At 35.1% G+C, this 17,270-nt stretch carries 17 protein-coding genes and 1 pseudogene; 8 read left to right on the top strand and 10 right to left on the bottom strand.

Annotated features, from left to right (window positions below; translation table 11 throughout):
- Positions 1–76: 76 nt before the first annotated feature.
- On the top strand, positions 77–916 hold the full coding sequence (locus AC0OM3_RS23325) for an arylamine N-acetyltransferase family protein (RefSeq protein ID WP_151521997.1): 840 nt from the start codon (positions 77–79) through the stop codon (positions 914–916).
- 96 nt (positions 917–1,012) lie between these two features.
- Here AC0OM3_RS23325 and AC0OM3_RS23320 read toward each other — a convergent pair whose 3' ends face one another.
- Positions 1,013–1,222: a hypothetical protein gene (locus AC0OM3_RS23320; protein WP_000824206.1), complete on the bottom strand. Its 210-nt coding sequence runs from the start codon at positions 1,220–1,222 to the stop codon at positions 1,013–1,015.
- 218 nt (positions 1,223–1,440) lie between these two features.
- Complete coding sequence (gene exsG / locus AC0OM3_RS23315; protein WP_000395679.1) at positions 1,441–1,593, bottom strand: exosporium protein ExsG; 153 nt, start codon at positions 1,591–1,593, stop codon at positions 1,441–1,443.
- 208 nt (positions 1,594–1,801) lie between these two features.
- On the opposite strand from exsG, the gene AC0OM3_RS23310 reads away from it, so the two are divergent.
- The 7 genes from AC0OM3_RS23310 to AC0OM3_RS23280 all read left to right on the top strand — a co-directional run bounded on the left by AC0OM3_RS23310 (position 1,802) and on the right by AC0OM3_RS23280 (position 9,267).
- Entirely contained in the window at positions 1,802–2,752 is a 951-nt protein-coding gene (locus AC0OM3_RS23310; protein WP_474213113.1) for an excalibur calcium-binding domain-containing protein, read from the top strand.
- A 203-nt stretch (positions 2,753–2,955) separates the two neighbouring features.
- Positions 2,956–3,663, top strand: coding sequence for an iron-sulfur cluster repair di-iron protein (gene ric, locus AC0OM3_RS23305; RefSeq protein ID WP_474213112.1), 708 nt, complete (start codon positions 2,956–2,958; stop codon positions 3,661–3,663).
- Positions 3,664–3,871: 208 nt separating this feature from the next.
- The gene (nirB, locus tag AC0OM3_RS23300; RefSeq protein ID WP_474213111.1) at positions 3,872–6,277 is read left to right on the top strand and encodes an NADPH-nitrite reductase large subunit; all 2,406 of its coding nucleotides are present in this window, start codon (positions 3,872–3,874) and stop codon (positions 6,275–6,277) included.
- A 15-nt stretch (positions 6,278–6,292) separates the two neighbouring features.
- Entirely contained in the window at positions 6,293–6,610 is a 318-nt protein-coding gene (gene nirD, locus AC0OM3_RS23295) for a nitrite reductase small subunit NirD (RefSeq protein WP_000616667.1), read from the top strand.
- A 59-nt stretch (positions 6,611–6,669) separates the two neighbouring features.
- Positions 6,670–8,094, top strand: coding sequence for a uroporphyrin-III C-methyltransferase (locus AC0OM3_RS23290; RefSeq protein ID WP_199717889.1), 1,425 nt, complete (start codon positions 6,670–6,672; stop codon positions 8,092–8,094).
- Positions 8,091–8,801, top strand: coding sequence for a sirohydrochlorin chelatase (locus AC0OM3_RS23285; protein ID WP_151521994.1), 711 nt, complete (start codon positions 8,091–8,093; stop codon positions 8,799–8,801). The genes AC0OM3_RS23290 and AC0OM3_RS23285 overlap by 4 nt, the downstream gene beginning before the upstream one ends.
- Positions 8,794–9,267, top strand: a complete 474-nt coding sequence (locus AC0OM3_RS23280) for a precorrin-2 dehydrogenase (RefSeq protein WP_000282585.1) — start codon at positions 8,794–8,796, stop codon at positions 9,265–9,267. Before AC0OM3_RS23285 ends, AC0OM3_RS23280 begins: the two co-directional genes overlap by 8 nt.
- A gap of 150 nt (positions 9,268–9,417) precedes the next feature.
- On the opposite strand, the pseudogene AC0OM3_RS23275 reads toward AC0OM3_RS23280, so the two are convergent.
- The 8 genes and pseudogenes from AC0OM3_RS23275 to moaA all read right to left on the bottom strand — a co-directional run bounded on the left by AC0OM3_RS23275 (position 9,418) and on the right by moaA (position 17,048).
- A pseudogene (locus AC0OM3_RS23275) lies at positions 9,418–9,837 on the bottom strand (STAS/SEC14 domain-containing protein).
- 304 nt (positions 9,838–10,141) lie between these two features.
- A complete protein-coding gene (locus AC0OM3_RS23270) occupies positions 10,142–11,059 on the bottom strand; it encodes an AEC family transporter (protein WP_000469521.1) in 918 nt (305 codons plus the stop codon).
- Between the two features lie 616 nt (positions 11,060–11,675).
- The gene (gene narK / locus AC0OM3_RS23265) at positions 11,676–12,845 is read right to left on the bottom strand and encodes a nitrate transporter NarK (protein ID WP_000841864.1); all 1,170 of its coding nucleotides are present in this window, start codon (positions 12,843–12,845) and stop codon (positions 11,676–11,678) included.
- Positions 12,846–12,925: 80 nt separating this feature from the next.
- Positions 12,926–13,159 carry a molybdopterin converting factor subunit 1 gene (gene moaD, locus AC0OM3_RS23260; RefSeq protein WP_000573686.1) on the bottom strand — a complete coding sequence of 78 codons (234 nt, stop codon included), beginning with the start codon at positions 13,157–13,159 and terminating at the stop codon, positions 12,926–12,928.
- A complete protein-coding gene (locus AC0OM3_RS23255) occupies positions 13,156–13,626 on the bottom strand; it encodes a molybdenum cofactor biosynthesis protein MoaE (protein ID WP_474213110.1) in 471 nt (156 codons plus the stop codon). The genes moaD and AC0OM3_RS23255 overlap by 4 nt, the downstream gene beginning before the upstream one ends.
- Before the next feature lie 44 nt (positions 13,627–13,670).
- Entirely contained in the window at positions 13,671–14,960 is a 1,290-nt protein-coding gene (locus AC0OM3_RS23250) for a molybdopterin molybdotransferase MoeA (protein ID WP_474213109.1), read from the bottom strand.
- Between the two features lie 43 nt (positions 14,961–15,003).
- Entirely contained in the window at positions 15,004–16,017 is a 1,014-nt protein-coding gene (locus AC0OM3_RS23245) for a molybdopterin-synthase adenylyltransferase MoeB (RefSeq protein WP_001158152.1), read from the bottom strand.
- Positions 16,018–16,034: 17 nt separating this feature from the next.
- Positions 16,035–17,048 carry a GTP 3',8-cyclase MoaA gene (gene moaA, locus AC0OM3_RS23240; protein ID WP_000544617.1) on the bottom strand — a complete coding sequence of 338 codons (1,014 nt, stop codon included), beginning with the start codon at positions 17,046–17,048 and terminating at the stop codon, positions 16,035–16,037.
- Between the last annotated feature and the right edge of the window lie 222 nt (positions 17,049–17,270).

Here is a 17,270-nt window from a genome sequence, read left to right as displayed (position 1 = left end):
CTTGAATTAACTTTTTAGAAGTACTAACCTATCGGTGAGCAGAAGAAAATTCTGTTAAAAGAAAGGAGAATACTTTATGATGACCAATTTACAAAAGGAGTTTTTTAAACGCTTAAAAATTCCTGCAAAAGAAATAACATTTGATGATTTAGATGAAATTCTGTTAAAAATGGGAATGATTCTCCCCTATGAAAATCTTGATATTATGGCTGGTACTATTAAAAATATCTCAAAAGATAACTTAATAGAAAAGTTACTTATTCAAAAACGAGGTGGACTGTGTTATGAATTAAACTCCTTATTGTATTATTTTTTAATTGATTGTGGGTTTCAAGTATACAAAGTAGCCGGTACTGTTTATGATCTGTACGGTAATAAATGGAAACCCGATGATGGTCATGTCATTATCATATTAAGTCATGAGGATAAAGATTATGTTGTGGATGCAGGTTTTGCATCTCATCTCCCTTTACATCCAGTCCCTTTTAACGGAGAAGTCATCTCCTCTCAAACAGGAGAATATCGAATTCGTAAGCAAAATACTCGAAAAGGTACGCATATTTTAGAAATGAGAAAAGGAGCTAACGGGGAATCTACAAGTTTCTTACAATCTGAACCTTCAAACGAATGGAAAATAGGCTATGCTTTCACTGTAGATCCAATAGATGAGAAAAAAGTGAATAACATTCAAAAAGTGATTGTAGAGCATAAAGAATCTCCTTTTAATAAAGGAGCTATCACTTGTAAATTAACTACTTATGGTCACATATCATTAACAAATAAAAATTATACAGAAACCTTTAAAGGCACCAAAAATAAACGACCAATAGGATCTAAAGATTATGCTCGCATTCTTCGTGACTCTTTTGGAATAACGCAAGAGAAATATGTAGGAAAAACACTAGAAAGAGGCTAGTTGACTACAAGTATTTCATAATAAAGCAGATTCTATATTTAGAATCTGCTTTATTTTATATTTTGTTATAAATTAATTTAATTTTGTTGTTACCCTTTAATTTTCAATTATATACTCATCATCATATTTATCGTATTGTAGCCCTTCCCCTATCTTTGACTCCGTAACTTGATCTCTTAAAAACGGTGCAGCATCCATTTTGCTAGTTGCAATTTCAATTCCATATTTTTTCGTTAAATGAGCTAACTCTATTAAAAACCACTCTCTTCGCAATGTAACTGGAATATCCAATGTTTTTCTTTTCATATATAATAGCACCTCTTTTATTTTCATAGCTTAAAAACATCACTGGATGCACTTATTAAAACTACCTTTCACCGCTAACATCCAATGAAACATTATAGTATATGCATGTCCATTTCAAACGTGCTATCACAAATATGATATTTAAGTTTACATAATTATATTATGTAATAATAGAAAAGGAAGGCATGTCCCTTCCCCTTCTACTATAGAGATTTAAATTAAGAACATCTTGGTACACCTAAAGCTAAGAATAAACCTGCTACTCCCGCAGTAATCGGTACTTTTAACGTAATAACATCGTCTACCTTCGTTACTAAAAAGTAAGCATTACCTTCTTGTAATATACAAGTTACCAACAATTGAAATTCCATTCAAATCTCCTCCTTTCAATCGATATACTATAATTTATGAAATCTCTTTCAAAAAGTAATAGGAAATACATCTATTTTTCCTTATATACAAAATAAATGTTTATAAGTTTAGGAAAAATATTAATTTTCTAAATTTATATAAAACGTGTAATATCCAATAAGTTCCTATATAATCAATAAGAAAAATCTTACAAATGGAGGTATGAAAATGGCGATTTTGAGTAATATTGGTGCTGCTTTATTTTTTATTGCTTTTATTCTTTTAATTTTATGTATCATTTCATTCTTTAAGAAAAATGGAGAAGCAAAACAATATGGTCGTCCTGCCGTTATTCTTTTTATGATTTCGATTGTATCAATAATAACTAGTGCTGAAACTTCTAATAACCCAATTGTTGAATTCTTTTCTATTTTAAGTTTTGTTTTATTTATTTTCTTCCTTGTGCTAGCAATCTTATCTGTTATTAAGAAAACAGGTGTAGCGAAAAAACAATTTATTATTACAGCCGTATTATTTGTCATTTTTGTTGCGTTATTAGGTATTTCAGCTCCTTCTTCTGAAAAAACGACAGCAACTAGTACAAAAGTTGCCTCTAACAATGAAGAGCAAAAAGATAGCGAACAGAAAAAAGAGCTAGAAAAGAAAGCGGCGGACGAAAAAACTCAAAAGCAAGAAGATGAGAAGCGTCAAGCCGAGGAACAAGCTCGTAAGCAAGAAGATGAAAAACGTCAAGCCGAGGAACAAGCTCGCAAGCAAGAGGATGAAAAACGTCTAGCTGATGAACAAGCTCGTAAACAACAAGAAGAGCAAAAACGTCTAGCTGATGAACAGGCTCGTAAACAACAAGAAGAACAAAAACGTCAGGCTGATGAACAAGCTCGTAAGCAACAAGAAGAACAAAAACGTCAGGCTGATGAACAAGCTCGTAAACAACAAGAAGAACAAAAACGCCTAGCTGACGAACAAAATCGGAAGCAACAAGAAGAGCAAAAAGCACAGCAAGCTCAAACACAACCAGCTAATGGTAATACTGATAGTGCATACTACAAAAATTGTGCTGCAGTTAGAGCAGCTGGGAAAGCTCCTTTACATAAAGGGCAACCAGGTTATAGCTCTCATCTTGATCGTGATGGCGATGGAATTGCATGTGAAAAATAATAATAAAAAAGAAGCTTTTACTAAGCTTCTTTTTTATTAACGTAAAATATTACCACTTATTACTTTCCCCCCTTATTTTAATAACATTCTTATTATTATTCTCAAAAATGACACAGAATAAGTGATTTCAATCACTACATAGATTTTAATTTATCGCTATTCTTAATTCAGATATTACATTTAAACTTTATGGAGGCATTCATATGGAACATACATTTACTGAAACTTCTATTGTCGGTGAGATTGTTACACAATTCCCGAAAGCTAGTGATCTTTTTAAATCATATAGAATAGATTTTTGTTGTGGTGGCAATAAACCACTTATTGATGCAATTCATGAAAGAAATTTATCAGCTACTGAAGTGCTTACAGAGTTAAATACGCTTTATCATAATACGAAACGATTAAATGAATCTGAAATTGATTGGAAAAATGCTTCTTATCGCGAATTGATTGATTATGTTATAAATAAGCATCATCGCTATTTAAATGAAGAGTTGCCACAATTAAGTCCGTATGTGACAAAAGTAGTACGTGTTCATGGGGCAAGTCAGCCTCATTTAGCTCAAATTCATAAGCTATTTCATGAACTAAAGATGGAACTAGAACAACATTTAATTAAAGAAGAAACAGAAAATTTTCCATTAATTTTAGAATTTGAACAAAATCCAACTGAAGAAAACTATGTGAAGTTACGTAAAGTAGTAGATGAGTTGGAAAATGAACATAACCACGCAGGCAACATTATTAAAGAGCTTCGTAAAGTTACAAATGACTTTACTCCTCCAGAAGGAGCTTGCGGCACTTATCGACTTGTTTACCAACGCCTTGAAGCACTAGAGTCTGATTTATTTGAGCATATTCATTTAGAAAATAACATTTTATTTCCACGTGCAATTACGAGAGTATAAATCAAGTGCAGGACATGAGTATACATACTTATGTCCTGTTTTTTCATTTGGTAAAGAATATACACATCCCTCTCGAATAAATCCGAATTTTAACAATTTGTGAATCATTATAAAAATGTGATAAATATCACATCTCCCTCTTTTTAAATTTTCTATAATAGAAATATAATCCTTTGTTCAATACTTCACATAAAAAGGGGAAACGAAAATGAAAAAACGTTTAGTGATGATCGGAAATGGTATGGCTGGCATACGTTGTATGGAAGAAATATTAAAACATGATAGTGATTCATATGAGATTACTATTTTTGGAGATGAACCACATCCAAACTACAATCGCATTATGCTCTCTCATGTTTTACAAGGCAAAACAAATATGCAAGATATCATTATGAATGAATATAGTTGGTATGAGGAAAATGAAATAACTTTGTATACAGATGAAAGGGTTCAAAGTATTAACCGAGAAGAAAAAATAATTATCACAGAAAAAAATCGTACTCTTACATATGACAAACTCATTATCGCAACAGGTTCTAGTGCTTTTATTTTGCCTGTAGAAGGTTCCACTCTCTCTGGTGTAACAGGATTTCGAACAATTGAAGATACACAATTTATGATAGACACCGCTAAAGAAAAGAAAAAGGCCGTTGTTATTGGTGGTGGGTTACTTGGTCTAGAAGCGGCAAGAGGTCTTATTGACTTAGGAATGGACGTACATGTTGTTCATTTAATGCCAAGCTTAATGGAGCAGCAACTAGATACGAAAGCTGCTTCTCTTCTGCGCGAAGATTTAGAAGTCCAAGGCATGAAGTTTTTAATGGAAAAGAAAACTGTAAAAATTCTTGGTACAGACCATGTTGAGGGCATTCAATTTGAAGATGGTGAAGTTGTAGATTGCGATTTAATCGTAATGGCTGTCGGAATACGCCCAAATACGCAAATAGCAAAAGATGCTGGTTTAATTGTAAATCGCGGTATTGTAGTCAATGACTATATGCTAACAAATGATGAATCCATTTATGCAGTTGGAGAATGTGCAGAACATGACGGTATCGCATATGGACTTGTTGCTCCTCTTTATGAACAAGGTGCGATATTAGCAAAACATATAACAAATTTACAAACTGATGGATATTCGGGCAGTATTGTCGGTACGCAATTAAAAGTTGCAGGTTGTGATTTATTCTCTGCTGGTCAAATTTATGAAGATGCTCAAACGAAAGCAATATCAATCTTTGATGAATGTAAACGTTCCTATAAAAAAGTATTAATTCGTGACAATAAAGTCATCGGTATCGTTTTATATGGTGACACAGCTGACGGAACACGCCTCTTTAGCATGTTAAAGAAAGAAGAAGATATACAAGAATATACAGCCGCTTCCATTCTTCACAAAGCTGGTGAAGAAAGTGAACTTAACGTTGCTACTATGAGTGCTGATGACACGATTTGCGGATGTAATGGTGTTACGAAAGGCACAATCGTTCACGCCATTTTAGAACAAGAGTTAAAGACTTTTGAAGAAGTTAAAGGCTGTACGAAAGCCGCAGGGTCTTGTGGTAAATGTCGTCCGCTTGTAGAACAAGTTTTATCTCATACACTTGGAGATGCTTTTGATGCTTCTGTGCAGTCTACCGGTATGTGCGGATGTACACCTTTATCACGTGATAAAGTCGTAGCGGCCATTCATGAGAAAGGTTTAAAATCTCCAAAAGAAGTACGAAACGTTCTTGGTTTTGTACATGAAGAAGGCTGTTCAAAATGTCGTCCTGCTTTAAACTACTATTTACGTATGGCGATTCCAGAAGAATATGAAGATGATAAATCATCCCGTTTCGTGAATGAAAGAATGAATGGTAACATCCAGCACGATGGTACATTCTCTGTTATTCCACGCATGTACGGAGGTGTTACAACAGCTGATGATTTAATGAAAATTGCTGAAGTTGCGAAAAAGTACGATGTTCCACTTGTGAAAATTACAGGTGCGAGCCGAATTGGCTTATACGGTATTAAGAAACAAGATTTACCTAACGTATGGGCTGAATTAAATATGACTTCTGGATATGCGTATTCAAAATCTCTTCGTAATGTAAAATCATGTGTTGGCTCTCGTTTCTGCCGTTTCGGTACGAAAGATTCATTAGGACTTGGTATGTTGCTTGAACAATCATTAGAAATGGTAGATACACCTCATAAAATGAAGATGGGTGTAACGGGCTGTCCGCGTAACTGTGCGGAAGTACTGACGAAAGATTTTGGCGTTGTTTGTGTCGAAAATGGATACCAACTTTATATTGGCGGAAATGGTGGTACGGAAGTACGCGAAGCTGATTTTGTAATGATTGTCCCTACTGAAGATGATGTCCTTCGCATCGCTACAGCTTACATGCAATATTATCGTGAAACTGGTATTTACGGAGAGCGTACTGCCTACTGGACAGAGCGTTTAGGCTTCGATCACATAAAAGAAATACTGCAAGATGCAAATATGGTCACTACACTAAATGAACGCTTCCAAACAGCTCGTGGCACATATAAAGAAGCTTGGGGACAAGCAATAGAAACGAAGTCGTTAAAAGCGATGTATGAAGTAGAAACTGTGAAATAAGGAGCTGTGATTTATATGATACAAACGAAAGATAAAATAAAAATTATGCGTGCAGAAGACCTTCCTATTCAAATCGGTAAAGAGGTGCAAATGAAAGGTATATCTATCGCCCTATTCCGCCTTTCAAATGGCGATGTTCGAGCTGTAGAAAATCGTTGTCCTCATAAAAACGGACCGTTAGCAGAAGGAATTGTGTCTGGCGAATTCGTCTTTTGTCCACTACATGATTGGAAAATTTCATTACTAACAGGTGAAGTTCAAAAACCTGATGACGGTTGTATTCAAACGTATGAAGTAGAAGTTATTGACGGGGATATTTATATATACATGTAATTTACGAAAGGAAGCCTCCCCCTGGCTTCCTTTTACATAAAAATAGATGAGGTGCGATTATGAACGGATATGTATATTTAGTTGGTGCAGGACCAGGTGATGAAGGGCTTATTACAAAGAAAGCGATAGATTGTTTAAATCGTGCAGATATCGTTTTATATGACCGTTTATTAAACCCTTTCTTTCTTAGTTATACAAAAGAAACATGCGAACTTATTTATTGCGGAAAAATGCCAAAGAATCATACTATGCGACAAGAAATGATTAACGCCCACCTCCTTCAATTTGCGAAAGAAGGAAAAATCGTAGTCCGCTTAAAGGGCGGAGATCCATCTATTTTTGGCCGTGTTGGTGAAGAAGCAGAAACTTTAGCATCTGCGAACATTCCATATGAAATTGTACCAGGCATTACATCTAGCATCGCCGCTAGTAGCTATGCTGGCATCCCCCTCACCCACCGCAACTATAGTAATAGCGTCACTTTATTAACTGGGCATGCGAAAGGTCCTTTAACCGATCATGGAAAATATAATTCATCCCACAATAGCGACACAATCGCCTACTACATGGGTATAAAAAACTTACCTACAATTTGCGAAAATTTACTACAAGCAGGCAAAAAGGAAGATACACCAATAGCAGTCATCGAATGGGGTACGACAGGGAAACAGCGCGTTGTCACAGGAACACTTTCAACTATTGTTCCTATCGTCAAAAACGAGAATATTTCTAATCCTTCTATGACAATTGTTGGTGATGTCGTTTCCTTACGTAATCAAATCTCTTGGAAAGAACGCAAGCCATTGCACAGCAAGAAAGTTTTATTTGCATCTGCAACAAATAAAAAAAGCGCAATAAAGCAAATGTTACAAGAGTCCGGTGCAGAAATATATCAAATTCCAACTTTCAAAAAGAAAGAATACACATTAACCTCTGAACAAATCAATAAGATTTTTAACGTTGATCGTCTTGTATTTTGTTCCGCTGACAGTGTAGACATCTTAATGCAATCATGCAGTAAATATTATAAAGATATTCGTTCCTTACAGGCAGAACTTCAGTATATGAACCTTTCTATTCAAGAAAAGCTCATGCAATATGGATTGTTCAGTAAACCTGCGCAATTTTCTTCGAATTCAACGATTTATTTAGGACGAAACATTAACCGAATTGCTGTTATTCAAGAAAAAATTGGTGCTGGTTCCTATATGATGACTCATGAGTACACAATTGATCATCGCTTCGATGAAATTCATTCACGTATTCTTTCTGAATTCTCATGGGATAGCATTGTATTTGAAGGTCGTGCTTCTATTGATACGTTTCTAGCAGAAATAAAACGCCTTGGCTTTATCAATATTCTTACTCTCCCATTCTCGTATACCGACGTTCCAACTTTACACTATGCAAATAAAGTTGGGTTTCATAACGTAGATCATCAATTACAAGAAACTCTTATGAAGAAAGACATGGTGAGACAATGAAAGGAATTGTATATGTTGGACATGGGAGCCGGCTACAAGAAGGTAATGAACAATTCATTCAATTTATTCAATCTGTTATGAAAGAGCGAAACGAAAGAATTCAAAAAATAGCTTTTCTAGAACTAACGACACCTACTATTTCGGATGCAGTTACAGAAACGATAATAGAGGGAGTAACTGAAATAATGATTGTACCTGTTTTATTATTTGCAGCAGCTCACTATAAACGTGATATTCCTTTTGAAATAGAGCAACTACAAAAGAAATATCCACACATAACATTTTCAGTTGTACCTCCTTTTAGTACACATCCACATATGGTGGAACTTGTAGTGAAAAGAATACGTGAAGCTATGTCAATGCAAAATAGTAGTATTTTACTCGTAGGACGAGGCAGTAGTGATCCACAACCGATACATGAATTACAACAAATCAGAGCAGCTGTCGAACGAAAACTTGGTATGCCAGTATCCTGTTCCTTTTTAACGAAAGGAACTCCCTCTTTTGCTGCTGAGCTCAAGGCTATAACATCGACTGCGTCCCATGTATATGTCATGCCGTACCTTCTCTTTACCGGATTATTACTTCAAAAAATTAAATTGCATACAAAAAAATATGATCACGTTACGACTTGTAACTGTCTTCAGTTTGATACATACATGAAGTTAACATTATTAGAACGAATGGAGGAATGCATATATGTATAACATGTACCCTCTTATGTTTAATCTACAAAATAAAGTGGTCATTATCATTGGTGGAGGTAAAATTGCATATCGAAAAGCGTCTGGATTAAAAGATACAGGCGCTTTTGTCACCGTTATCAGCCCAGAAATTTGCGAGGAAATGAAGGGACTTTCTTATATTACTTGGAAGCAAAAAGCTTTTAGTAATGATGATATTAAAGATGCTCACCTTATTTATGCAGCTACAAATCAACACGCTGTAAATATGATGGTCAAACAGGCCGCTCATGATTTCCAGTGGGTTAACGTTGTAAGTGATGGTACAGAATCATCTTTTCACACACCTGGCGTTATAAGAAATAATGAATATGTTGTCACTATTTCAACTTCAGGTAAGGACCCATCGTTTACGAAGCGTATGAAACAGGAATTAACTTCTGTCCTTGCTAAACTTATAAAAAGACTTTCTCGTACTCATAAAATGTAATCTATCACTTAGCTAAAATAGTAATTAGCTTTGAACAAACGTTTTTTAGGATCAGACAAACAATTGGACAAGAATCTGTGAAGAAAAATAACGGCAACAATTACGGACAAAAAAAGCAGTTGCTTGAGGGCAACTGCTTCAATACAGGTTTTATATTGGATATTCATTCAACCAAATTAGCGCTTGTTCATAATCATCAAAAATCTCACAGATTCTTTCGTATTAGATTGTTGTAAATAATCCATTATCTCCCCCTCTTCAAGGAGAAATGCAATTGCCGTACTGTTATTCAAAATGATTTCATTGAAGAACTTCTCTTTCCATACTTTTTGAACAGAAAAATGATTTGGCGTGTATCCTTTTCTATCCACCAACAATTTGTATTTCCGCCCTTCAGAAATGAATTGCTGACAAACCTGCTCAAAACCATTAAACCATTCATACACATCATCTGTTTTTATATTTCCAACTAGATGGGTAACAATTATATCTCCTGAAACTGTTGTGCTGATATTCTGTTTACTCAACTTGGAATCCCCCCTTAGTTACAATTTTGCGAAAAAACCGCATAAAATCAATAAAGAAAAAATTCTTACTTGACACTCCCACCCCATCGCTATCAAACTAAGCTCACGTAACGTCAATTATAAGCGAAATTATGTCTTTTTTCGCAAGTCTATATGCAGATGCTTTAAAGATTTTCATACGAAATAACCCGTAACGAGTTTCCTTTTTTTGAATTAAGCCACTTGATTATCAGACACGGTACAATTGTAAACGCCCCCCAATATATCATAGACTGTTTTCCTCTCATATCAATGGGATTTCCATCCATCATTTACCGCCTCAAATCCATTCGGTTTTAAACGTATATTCAAAACAAAATATATGACAAATAAATAACGACAGTTACTGTAATAATGCTGAAAAGTGTTGAAAATAAAACGATTTGTGCATGTAGTTCAGGCTCTATTTGATACTCCATAGCAATAGTTGATGTATTTCTTGAAGTAGGAAAAGAACTTGCAATAAATAATGATTGTGCAACAATTCCATCAATGTTTAAGAGGTAGATCATGGAAAGTGCTAATAATGGCCCCATCAGTAACCTTCCAATTAAAGACCATGTTATGACTCTATGGAAAAAATTAAGCTTAATGTTGGCTAATTGTGCTCCTAGCAATATGAGTGCTATGGCAACAAAACTATTCGCAAGCTGATTAAGAGGTAGAAAGATAGAATTAGGTATTTGAATTGTAAACGATTGAAAGAGAATCCCTAGTACGAGCGCATGAAATACAGGCAGTCTTATAAATGATTGAATAATACCTCCGATTGTTTTTGTTGCTGATAGTAAGTTATAAATCCCATATGAATAAGTTAAAAGGTTTTGGAAAATCACAATGAAAATCTGAATGGAAACCCCCACTGGATTGTGACTGAAAATCAATTGACTTACTGGTAATCCATAATTACCGGAATTCATTAACGAAATGCTATTTTTTAGAGCTGCACTTTCTCCTTTTTCTAACTTTAATGTTTTTGAAATAAAATGACTTACTAGCATTAGACTCAGACTATAAAACATTAAATAGTACATGATCTGGAGCAACAAACCTGTTTCTATACTAATATCATATATATTCACAAATACAGCCGCTGGCATCAAGCAATAATTAATAAGTGTAGATAGCTGCTTTAAGTTAAATTGGAACTTCCTTTGTAAGATTGCACCAATTAGCATCAATATTAATATTGGCACTATTACGTCTAATATAATGAAAATAAACATTTAAAACCTCATTCTACATATATTTTAGTTGGATTAAACGCTCTCTTTTCTTTAACATATCAAATATGACTCACAAAGAAAATTATGAATTATTTATACAAATTCATAATTTTATCTTATCAACCTAAACTGTATTCTTTATTTTAAGTGTACTTTTTCACAATCTCCATTAGCCTTACCCAAAAATCTGGTCCTAAAAAATATGCAGTTTTTTCTTGTTATAGATACCTTTATATGTTTTTTGAATTTCGGAACATTTCAAGCTATTGATATATTTTTATACATATTAATAGATAGCTTTTAGAAAGGAGCGACTATTTATCGATTCGTTAGCGATCAATAGTCATCGTTTAATTCAAAAGTTATTATTTTCATTCTCGATATATTTGCTTTCTAAAAATTAGTTTAATCTTTGTGCTTGAGCTAACCTGCCCTTTAATTGAATAACATCTGATATCTATTTTTTAACATAAAATTCCATTACCCTTCTGTTTTTTATTTAAAAACCACAATATTTTAGAAAACAAACATTTGTTAAGATATCAATAAAAAACAAGTTGAAGTCTATTACTAAAAGAACCATCCCAAAATACTTCGGGACGGCTCTTTTTCTTTTTTAATGATTCTTTAACATCACTAACAGCTTTTCTTGACTATACATCCACACTGTAATGATTAAACAAGCAAGTGCGACTTCTGATAATGCCATAAATCCAATTGCATAATGACCTGTTAGTTGGAATAATAATGTTAAAATTAGCGGCGGGAAGAACCCTCCTAGTCCGCCTAAAGCTGAAACGAGTCCATTTACAATACCAGCTTGTTCTGAGAAGTACATTGGAACGAGTTTGAAGATTGTACCATTACCGATACCTGCACAAAATGCGACTAGTAAGCAACCAAAAGTATATACGTTCATACTAGGCATGAATGATAAAATAATACCTGAAAGTGTTAAACCGATAAATACGAAGATTAATATTTTAAATGGGTTAAATTTATCACCAAGCCAACCGCCAATTGGCCGCATAATTGTTGCAAGTACAATGAATCCTGCTGTCCGCATACCTGCATCCACTTTTTCTAATCCGAAGTGAGATACTAAAAAGTTTGGTAAGTATACAGTAAATGCGACGAAAGATCCAAATGTTAAAAAGTAAAAGATACATAAAAACCAAAGTTTTTCATTTTTATATACACCTTTTATTTGTTCCATTAATGGTGTATTCACCTTTTTCTCCTTACGATCGCCTAATAAAAAGTTCATAAGTGCAAATGCTGCGAGTAAAACTAAATAACACTGTACTGTCGTTCTCCAGCCAACTGAAGTTGCGATAACTGGTGCTAAGAACGAAGTAATTGCTGTTCCTGCGTTACCGACACCGTATATACCATTTACAAAACCGTGACTCTCTTTCGGAAAGTATTTCGGTAAAGAAGTTACGCCTACAGAGAATACAGCACCACCGATTCCGACAAATAAACCACCAATAATTAAATCCATCATTGAATTGGCAACACTAATATAAAAGACAGGAAATAATAATAGAATAAAACTAATAAAGAATAATTTTCTTGCTCCGAAACGATTTGTCCAATAACCAATTGGAATGCGAAGAACAGAACCTAATATAACCGGTACTGCTGTTACCATAGAAATTTGTCCCGCAGTTAATGGAATATCCGCTTTAATATAAGGCATTAATGATGATAAAATGACCCATACCATAAACCCGATAACTAGATTAGAAGTTTGTAAACTTAATTGAAAATTAGGACTTTTCATCCTGTTCCCTCCTATGTATGCATAGTTATATTCATTCCCTCCAGCCTAATCACGTCCTAACATGATTAGGCTGAAAAGAATCAACCACCACTCACTGGCGGAATCATTGCTATAACATCGCCAGTTTGAATGATGTCATCCTCATTTGCATACTCTTCATTTATAGCAACCATAATCTCACTTGAAATCGCTACGTCGTATTTCTTAATGAGCACTTCCTTAAGTTTAGCAACCGTAATATTTTCACAATCTATGTGTAATGCTGACTTACTTACTTCTTCTTGTAAATGTGCAAATAATAGTACTTCAATCATATTCTCATCCCCTTTCCAGGCTCATCATTCTCATATGCTACCTTTTCTAACTGATCACCTATCCATGATTCACCATCTTCCCAAAATTCTTTCTTCCAAATGGGAACGATTTGTTTTATACGCTCCATAATATATTCGTTCGCCTCATAGGCTGCTTTCCGGTGTGGTGTAGAAACAGAGACGACAACAGCAAGATCACAAATTTGTAATGTACCAATGCGATGTGTAATGGCGACAAATGTCCCAGGCCACCTCTCTCCTACTTCAGTACCAATTTTCTCAAGCTGTTTTTCTGCCATTGTTTTATATGCTACATACTCTAAATATAGCGTACGACGGCCTTTCGTAAATTCTCTAACAGTACCAATGAAAGTAGTAACTGCGCCGCACTCACGACAAATTACTTTGTTTGTAACTTCCTCAATTGAAATAGTTGTATCAATCACTTCATAATACGTATGTGTCATCTTGCACCTCTTATCTTCATATAAGTTAGCAATCTATTTTTCTATCATTTGTACGACCGAAGTGGTTCTTCCCATGGCCACTCACTTCCAGCGTTTGATTCTAATAACAGTACCGAAACAGTTATTCCTGCTTCAAATCCCCTTGTTCCTCCCGGCAGGACAATAAATGCGTTCGCCTCTGCAAGTGAAGAAATTGCACTAGATTTATCTAAACCAACTAGTGTCGCTTGCAATTTTCCATTTACAATTTCCACTTTTCCTCTTACAAAACGAGTGAATGGGTTTGCTTTTGGAAAGTCTTTTTGTAAAATCGCCTCTGCACGAAATACATGCGAATCTTTTCTATGCAAGTATGTTCGAATAACTGGCCGAACAAATAATTCACAACCGACATAACAAGCAGAAGGATTACCAGATAAACCAAATAGTAGTTTTCCTTCTACCTCAGCTACAGTTGTCACACTTCCTGGTCGCATCGCTATTTTGCTAAAAAGTACATTTGCTTGTAATCTCTCATAAATAGCAGGTAAATAGTCATAATCTCCTACCGAAACGCCACCAGTTGTAATTAAAATATCGACTTCTTTTATCGCTTTTTTTACAGTGTTATAACACGTCTCAATATCGTCAGCGAACTGTCCATAATACTGTACAACTCCGCCAGCTCGTTCAATTTGAGCAGCAATCATATAGGAGTTACTATTTCGAATCTTCCCTGGCTTTAAGTGTTCATGTACTTCAAGCAGTTCGCTTCCTGTCGTTACAATTCCAATAACCGGCTGTTTTATAACGTGTACAGAACTATAACCAAACGTAGCAAGAAGTGCTGCTACTCCAGGATTAATAACAGTACCTTTTTTCACAAGGACGGTATTTTGTTTTACATCTTCTCCTTTAAAAGAAATGTTATCCCCAGCAATAAAGGAGCGTTTCAATTTCATATAAGTCTTTTCATTTTCTTCAAACCCTTCCGTTAGCTCCAACATAACAACCGCACTACACCCTTTCGGAATTGCTGCTCCTGTCATAATACGGACAGCTTGAAACTCTTTCACTTCTTCTGTAAAAACAAAACCTGCTCCAATTTCGCCAATTACTTCAAACTGAATGGGGTTACTACTACTCGCTTCTTTTGTATCTTCCGCTCGAATCGCAAACCCATCGTACGGAGAGCGATTAAAATGCGGAACATCATGATCTGCAATAACATCTTCTCCAAGTGTTCTACCGTAGCTTTCTATAAGAGAAACCTTTTCTATTTCACCTTGGTAGGCATATTCCATTACACGCGCAACTGCTTCTGCCACTGGAATTGGTATACGTTTTTCTAACATTCTTTTTTCACCTCTTTTCAATAAGGTGACGCTCACTTTCTGTTCACCCTATATATGTTGCGTATAATCGTTTTGCTATTTTCACATCATTTGTCCCATGAATAAATGCCCTACCGTCTATAAATAAAACGAAACGATATTCATCAATTAAAAATGATAGTAAGTAAGGTGTTTTTTTGACATGTACACTCTTTTGTAATCGTTTTTGAATTTCGGTTAAATTAAGATTTCTCTTTATTCCTGAACGGATTTGAACTGTATTCCGTCCGCATAACACTTCCGTTTTCATTTGTGCTTCAAATGTTAAACTTGGATACGTTCGTAATTTCCCACAAGATGGACATGTACTTTTTTTCTGTCTATTTACTTTTAATGAGAGATATTGATTGTTCCAAATATCAAATGATAACATCGTCCCTCTTAACGACTCATAATCATCCACTAATATTTTCATCGCCTCTGTTATTTGGTGAGCAACGACCATTTGTACAGCTGGCTGAATGATTCCAGCTGTATCGCATGTTGCACCGCTCATAGGATGATCCATCAGACAGCGAAAACATGGTGTTTTCCCAGGGAGAATTGTATACGTTACACCGTAACTTCCAACGCATCCACCGTATATCCAAGGTATATTTTCTTTTTGTGAAATGTCATTTATAAGTAGGCGCGTATCGAAATTGTCAGTCGCATCTATGATGAGATCCACTTCTTTTGTTAACTCTTCTATTTCTCGCATTGTGACATCTGTTACAACCGGTACAATTTCCACTTCCGAATTAATCTTTCTTACATGTTCTGCTGCTGCAATTGCTTTTGGTTTGCATTGCTTTGCATCTTCTTCTGTATATAACTGTTGCCGCTGTAAATTACTCCATTCGACGTAGTCACGATCGGCAATTGTCAATTTCCCAATTCCCATCCTAGCAAATGCTTCTGCATTCGCAGCTCCTAGTGCACCCGCACCGATTAAAAGTACATGCTTTTCTCTTATTTTTCTTTGACCCATTTCACCTATTCTAGAAAACAATACTTGCCTTGAATATCGCTCTTGCATAGGAAATCCTCCTCTCGCTATCCGCCAATGTAAGACATTTCAACTTTTTGACGTTTATTTGTACTATCCGCCGTTCTTTCATCTGAATATCGATCTGTTCTATATCGCCACGTATGTTGTAAAATTTTTAATAGTGATGCATCAGAAATATTTTCTCGAAGAAGCGTTCGCAAATCCGTTCCTTTCGTTCCAAATAGACACGTAAAAAACTTACCGTCTGCCGAAATACGAGCTCTCGTACAAGAAGAACAAAATGACTCTGATACTGAAGTAATAAATCCAACTTCTGCATCGCTCCCTACATATCGATACAATTTCGCAACTTCTCCAAAATAACGAGGTGTAACAGGTTCAACCGGATATACGCGATTAATCTTCTCTATTAATTGTTCCTTCGTAATCACTTGTTCAAAATTCCATCCGTTCGTACTGCCTACATCCATAAACTCAATGAAACGGAGCTGAATTTCTTTTTCTTTAAAATAACGAGCCATATGAAGAATTTGACTATCATTCATTCCTTTTTTTACGACCATATTTACCTTTACCTCTAATCCAGCAGCCTTTGCTGCTGCTATTCCTTTCAGTACAGGTTTTGTACTTACATTTCTTCCGTTAATTTTTTTGAAGACGTGATCCTCTATCGCATCTAAACTAATATTTACACGCTTTAATCCCGCGTCTTTTAACGCCTTAGCTTGTTTCGCTAAATGAATTCCGTTTGTTGTGAGCCCAATGTCTTTTAAGCCTTCTAGTTTTGTAAGCCTTGCGATTAACTGAGGTAAATCTTTACGCAATAACGGTTCACCGCCAGTCAGCCTAATTTTATTGACTCCCATACTTATAAATAATCTTGCTAATCTTTCTATTTCATCGAACGTTAATAAAAACTCTTCCTGCAAAAAAGCATAATCAGGTCCGAACACTTCAGCAGGCATACAGTATGTGCACCTAAAATTACAACGATCAATAACTGAAATACGTAAATCTTGAAGTGGCCGTTCTAATGAATCTTTCATTTTTTCGTGCATCTATATCCCTTCTTTTCTGCTGCAATCCTTAGTAAGCTTTCAATTTTTTATTTGCCTTTATTATAAAAAATAAGTTGCAAATTCAATGTGACTTTTCTCACATCACTTTCCCCATTCAAAAATTCTTCACAAATCTGTTCGCATTTTGTTCACATCTTCAGTCTCTCCTCCTTACGGTCATTGAAATTTTACTATATTTTTAAAATAGCTCTTGCATTTTCA

It is taken from the genome of Bacillus sp. FAU20, from assembly GCF_056033865.1.
Note: the sequence above shows the minus strand (reverse complement) of the source record. Positions and strands in the feature narration are given on the sequence as shown.

Bases quoted from the DNA above. Each gene is read 5' to 3' on its own strand.
- AC0OM3_RS23250 (WP_474213109.1), bottom strand. From the start codon at position 14,960: ATGTTAGAAAAACGTATACCAATTCCAGTGGCAGAAGCAGTTGCGCGT.
- AC0OM3_RS23290 (WP_199717889.1), top strand. From the start codon at position 6,670: ATGAACGGATATGTATATTTAGTTGGTGCAGGACCAGGTGATGAAGGG.
- ric (WP_474213112.1), top strand. From the start codon at position 2,956: ATGGAACATACATTTACTGAAACTTCTATTGTCGGTGAGATTGTTACA.
- narK (WP_000841864.1), bottom strand. From the start codon at position 12,845: ATGAAAAGTCCTAATTTTCAATTAAGTTTACAAACTTCTAATCTAGTT.
- AC0OM3_RS23245 (WP_001158152.1), bottom strand. From the start codon at position 16,017: ATGCAAGAGCGATATTCAAGGCAAGTATTGTTTTCTAGAATAGGTGAA.
- AC0OM3_RS23255 (WP_474213110.1), bottom strand. From the start codon at position 13,626: ATGACACATACGTATTATGAAGTGATTGATACAACTATTTCAATTGAG.
- nirB (WP_474213111.1), top strand. From the start codon at position 3,872: ATGAAAAAACGTTTAGTGATGATCGGAAATGGTATGGCTGGCATACGT.
- AC0OM3_RS23280 (WP_000282585.1), top strand. From the start codon at position 8,794: ATGTATAACATGTACCCTCTTATGTTTAATCTACAAAATAAAGTGGTC.
- AC0OM3_RS23270 (WP_000469521.1), bottom strand. From the start codon at position 11,059: ATGTTTATTTTCATTATATTAGACGTAATAGTGCCAATATTAATATTG.
- AC0OM3_RS23285 (WP_151521994.1), top strand. From the start codon at position 8,091: ATGAAAGGAATTGTATATGTTGGACATGGGAGCCGGCTACAAGAAGGT.
- moaD (WP_000573686.1), bottom strand. From the start codon at position 13,159: ATGATTGAAGTACTATTATTTGCACATTTACAAGAAGAAGTAAGTAAG.
- AC0OM3_RS23320 (WP_000824206.1), bottom strand. From the start codon at position 1,222: ATGAAAAGAAAAACATTGGATATTCCAGTTACATTGCGAAGAGAGTGG.
- exsG (WP_000395679.1), bottom strand. From the start codon at position 1,593: ATGGAATTTCAATTGTTGGTAACTTGTATATTACAAGAAGGTAATGCT.
- AC0OM3_RS23310 (WP_474213113.1), top strand. From the start codon at position 1,802: ATGGCGATTTTGAGTAATATTGGTGCTGCTTTATTTTTTATTGCTTTT.
- moaA (WP_000544617.1), bottom strand. From the start codon at position 17,048: ATGCACGAAAAAATGAAAGATTCATTAGAACGGCCACTTCAAGATTTA.
- nirD (WP_000616667.1), top strand. From the start codon at position 6,293: ATGATACAAACGAAAGATAAAATAAAAATTATGCGTGCAGAAGACCTT.
- AC0OM3_RS23325 (WP_151521997.1), top strand. From the start codon at position 77: ATGATGACCAATTTACAAAAGGAGTTTTTTAAACGCTTAAAAATTCCT.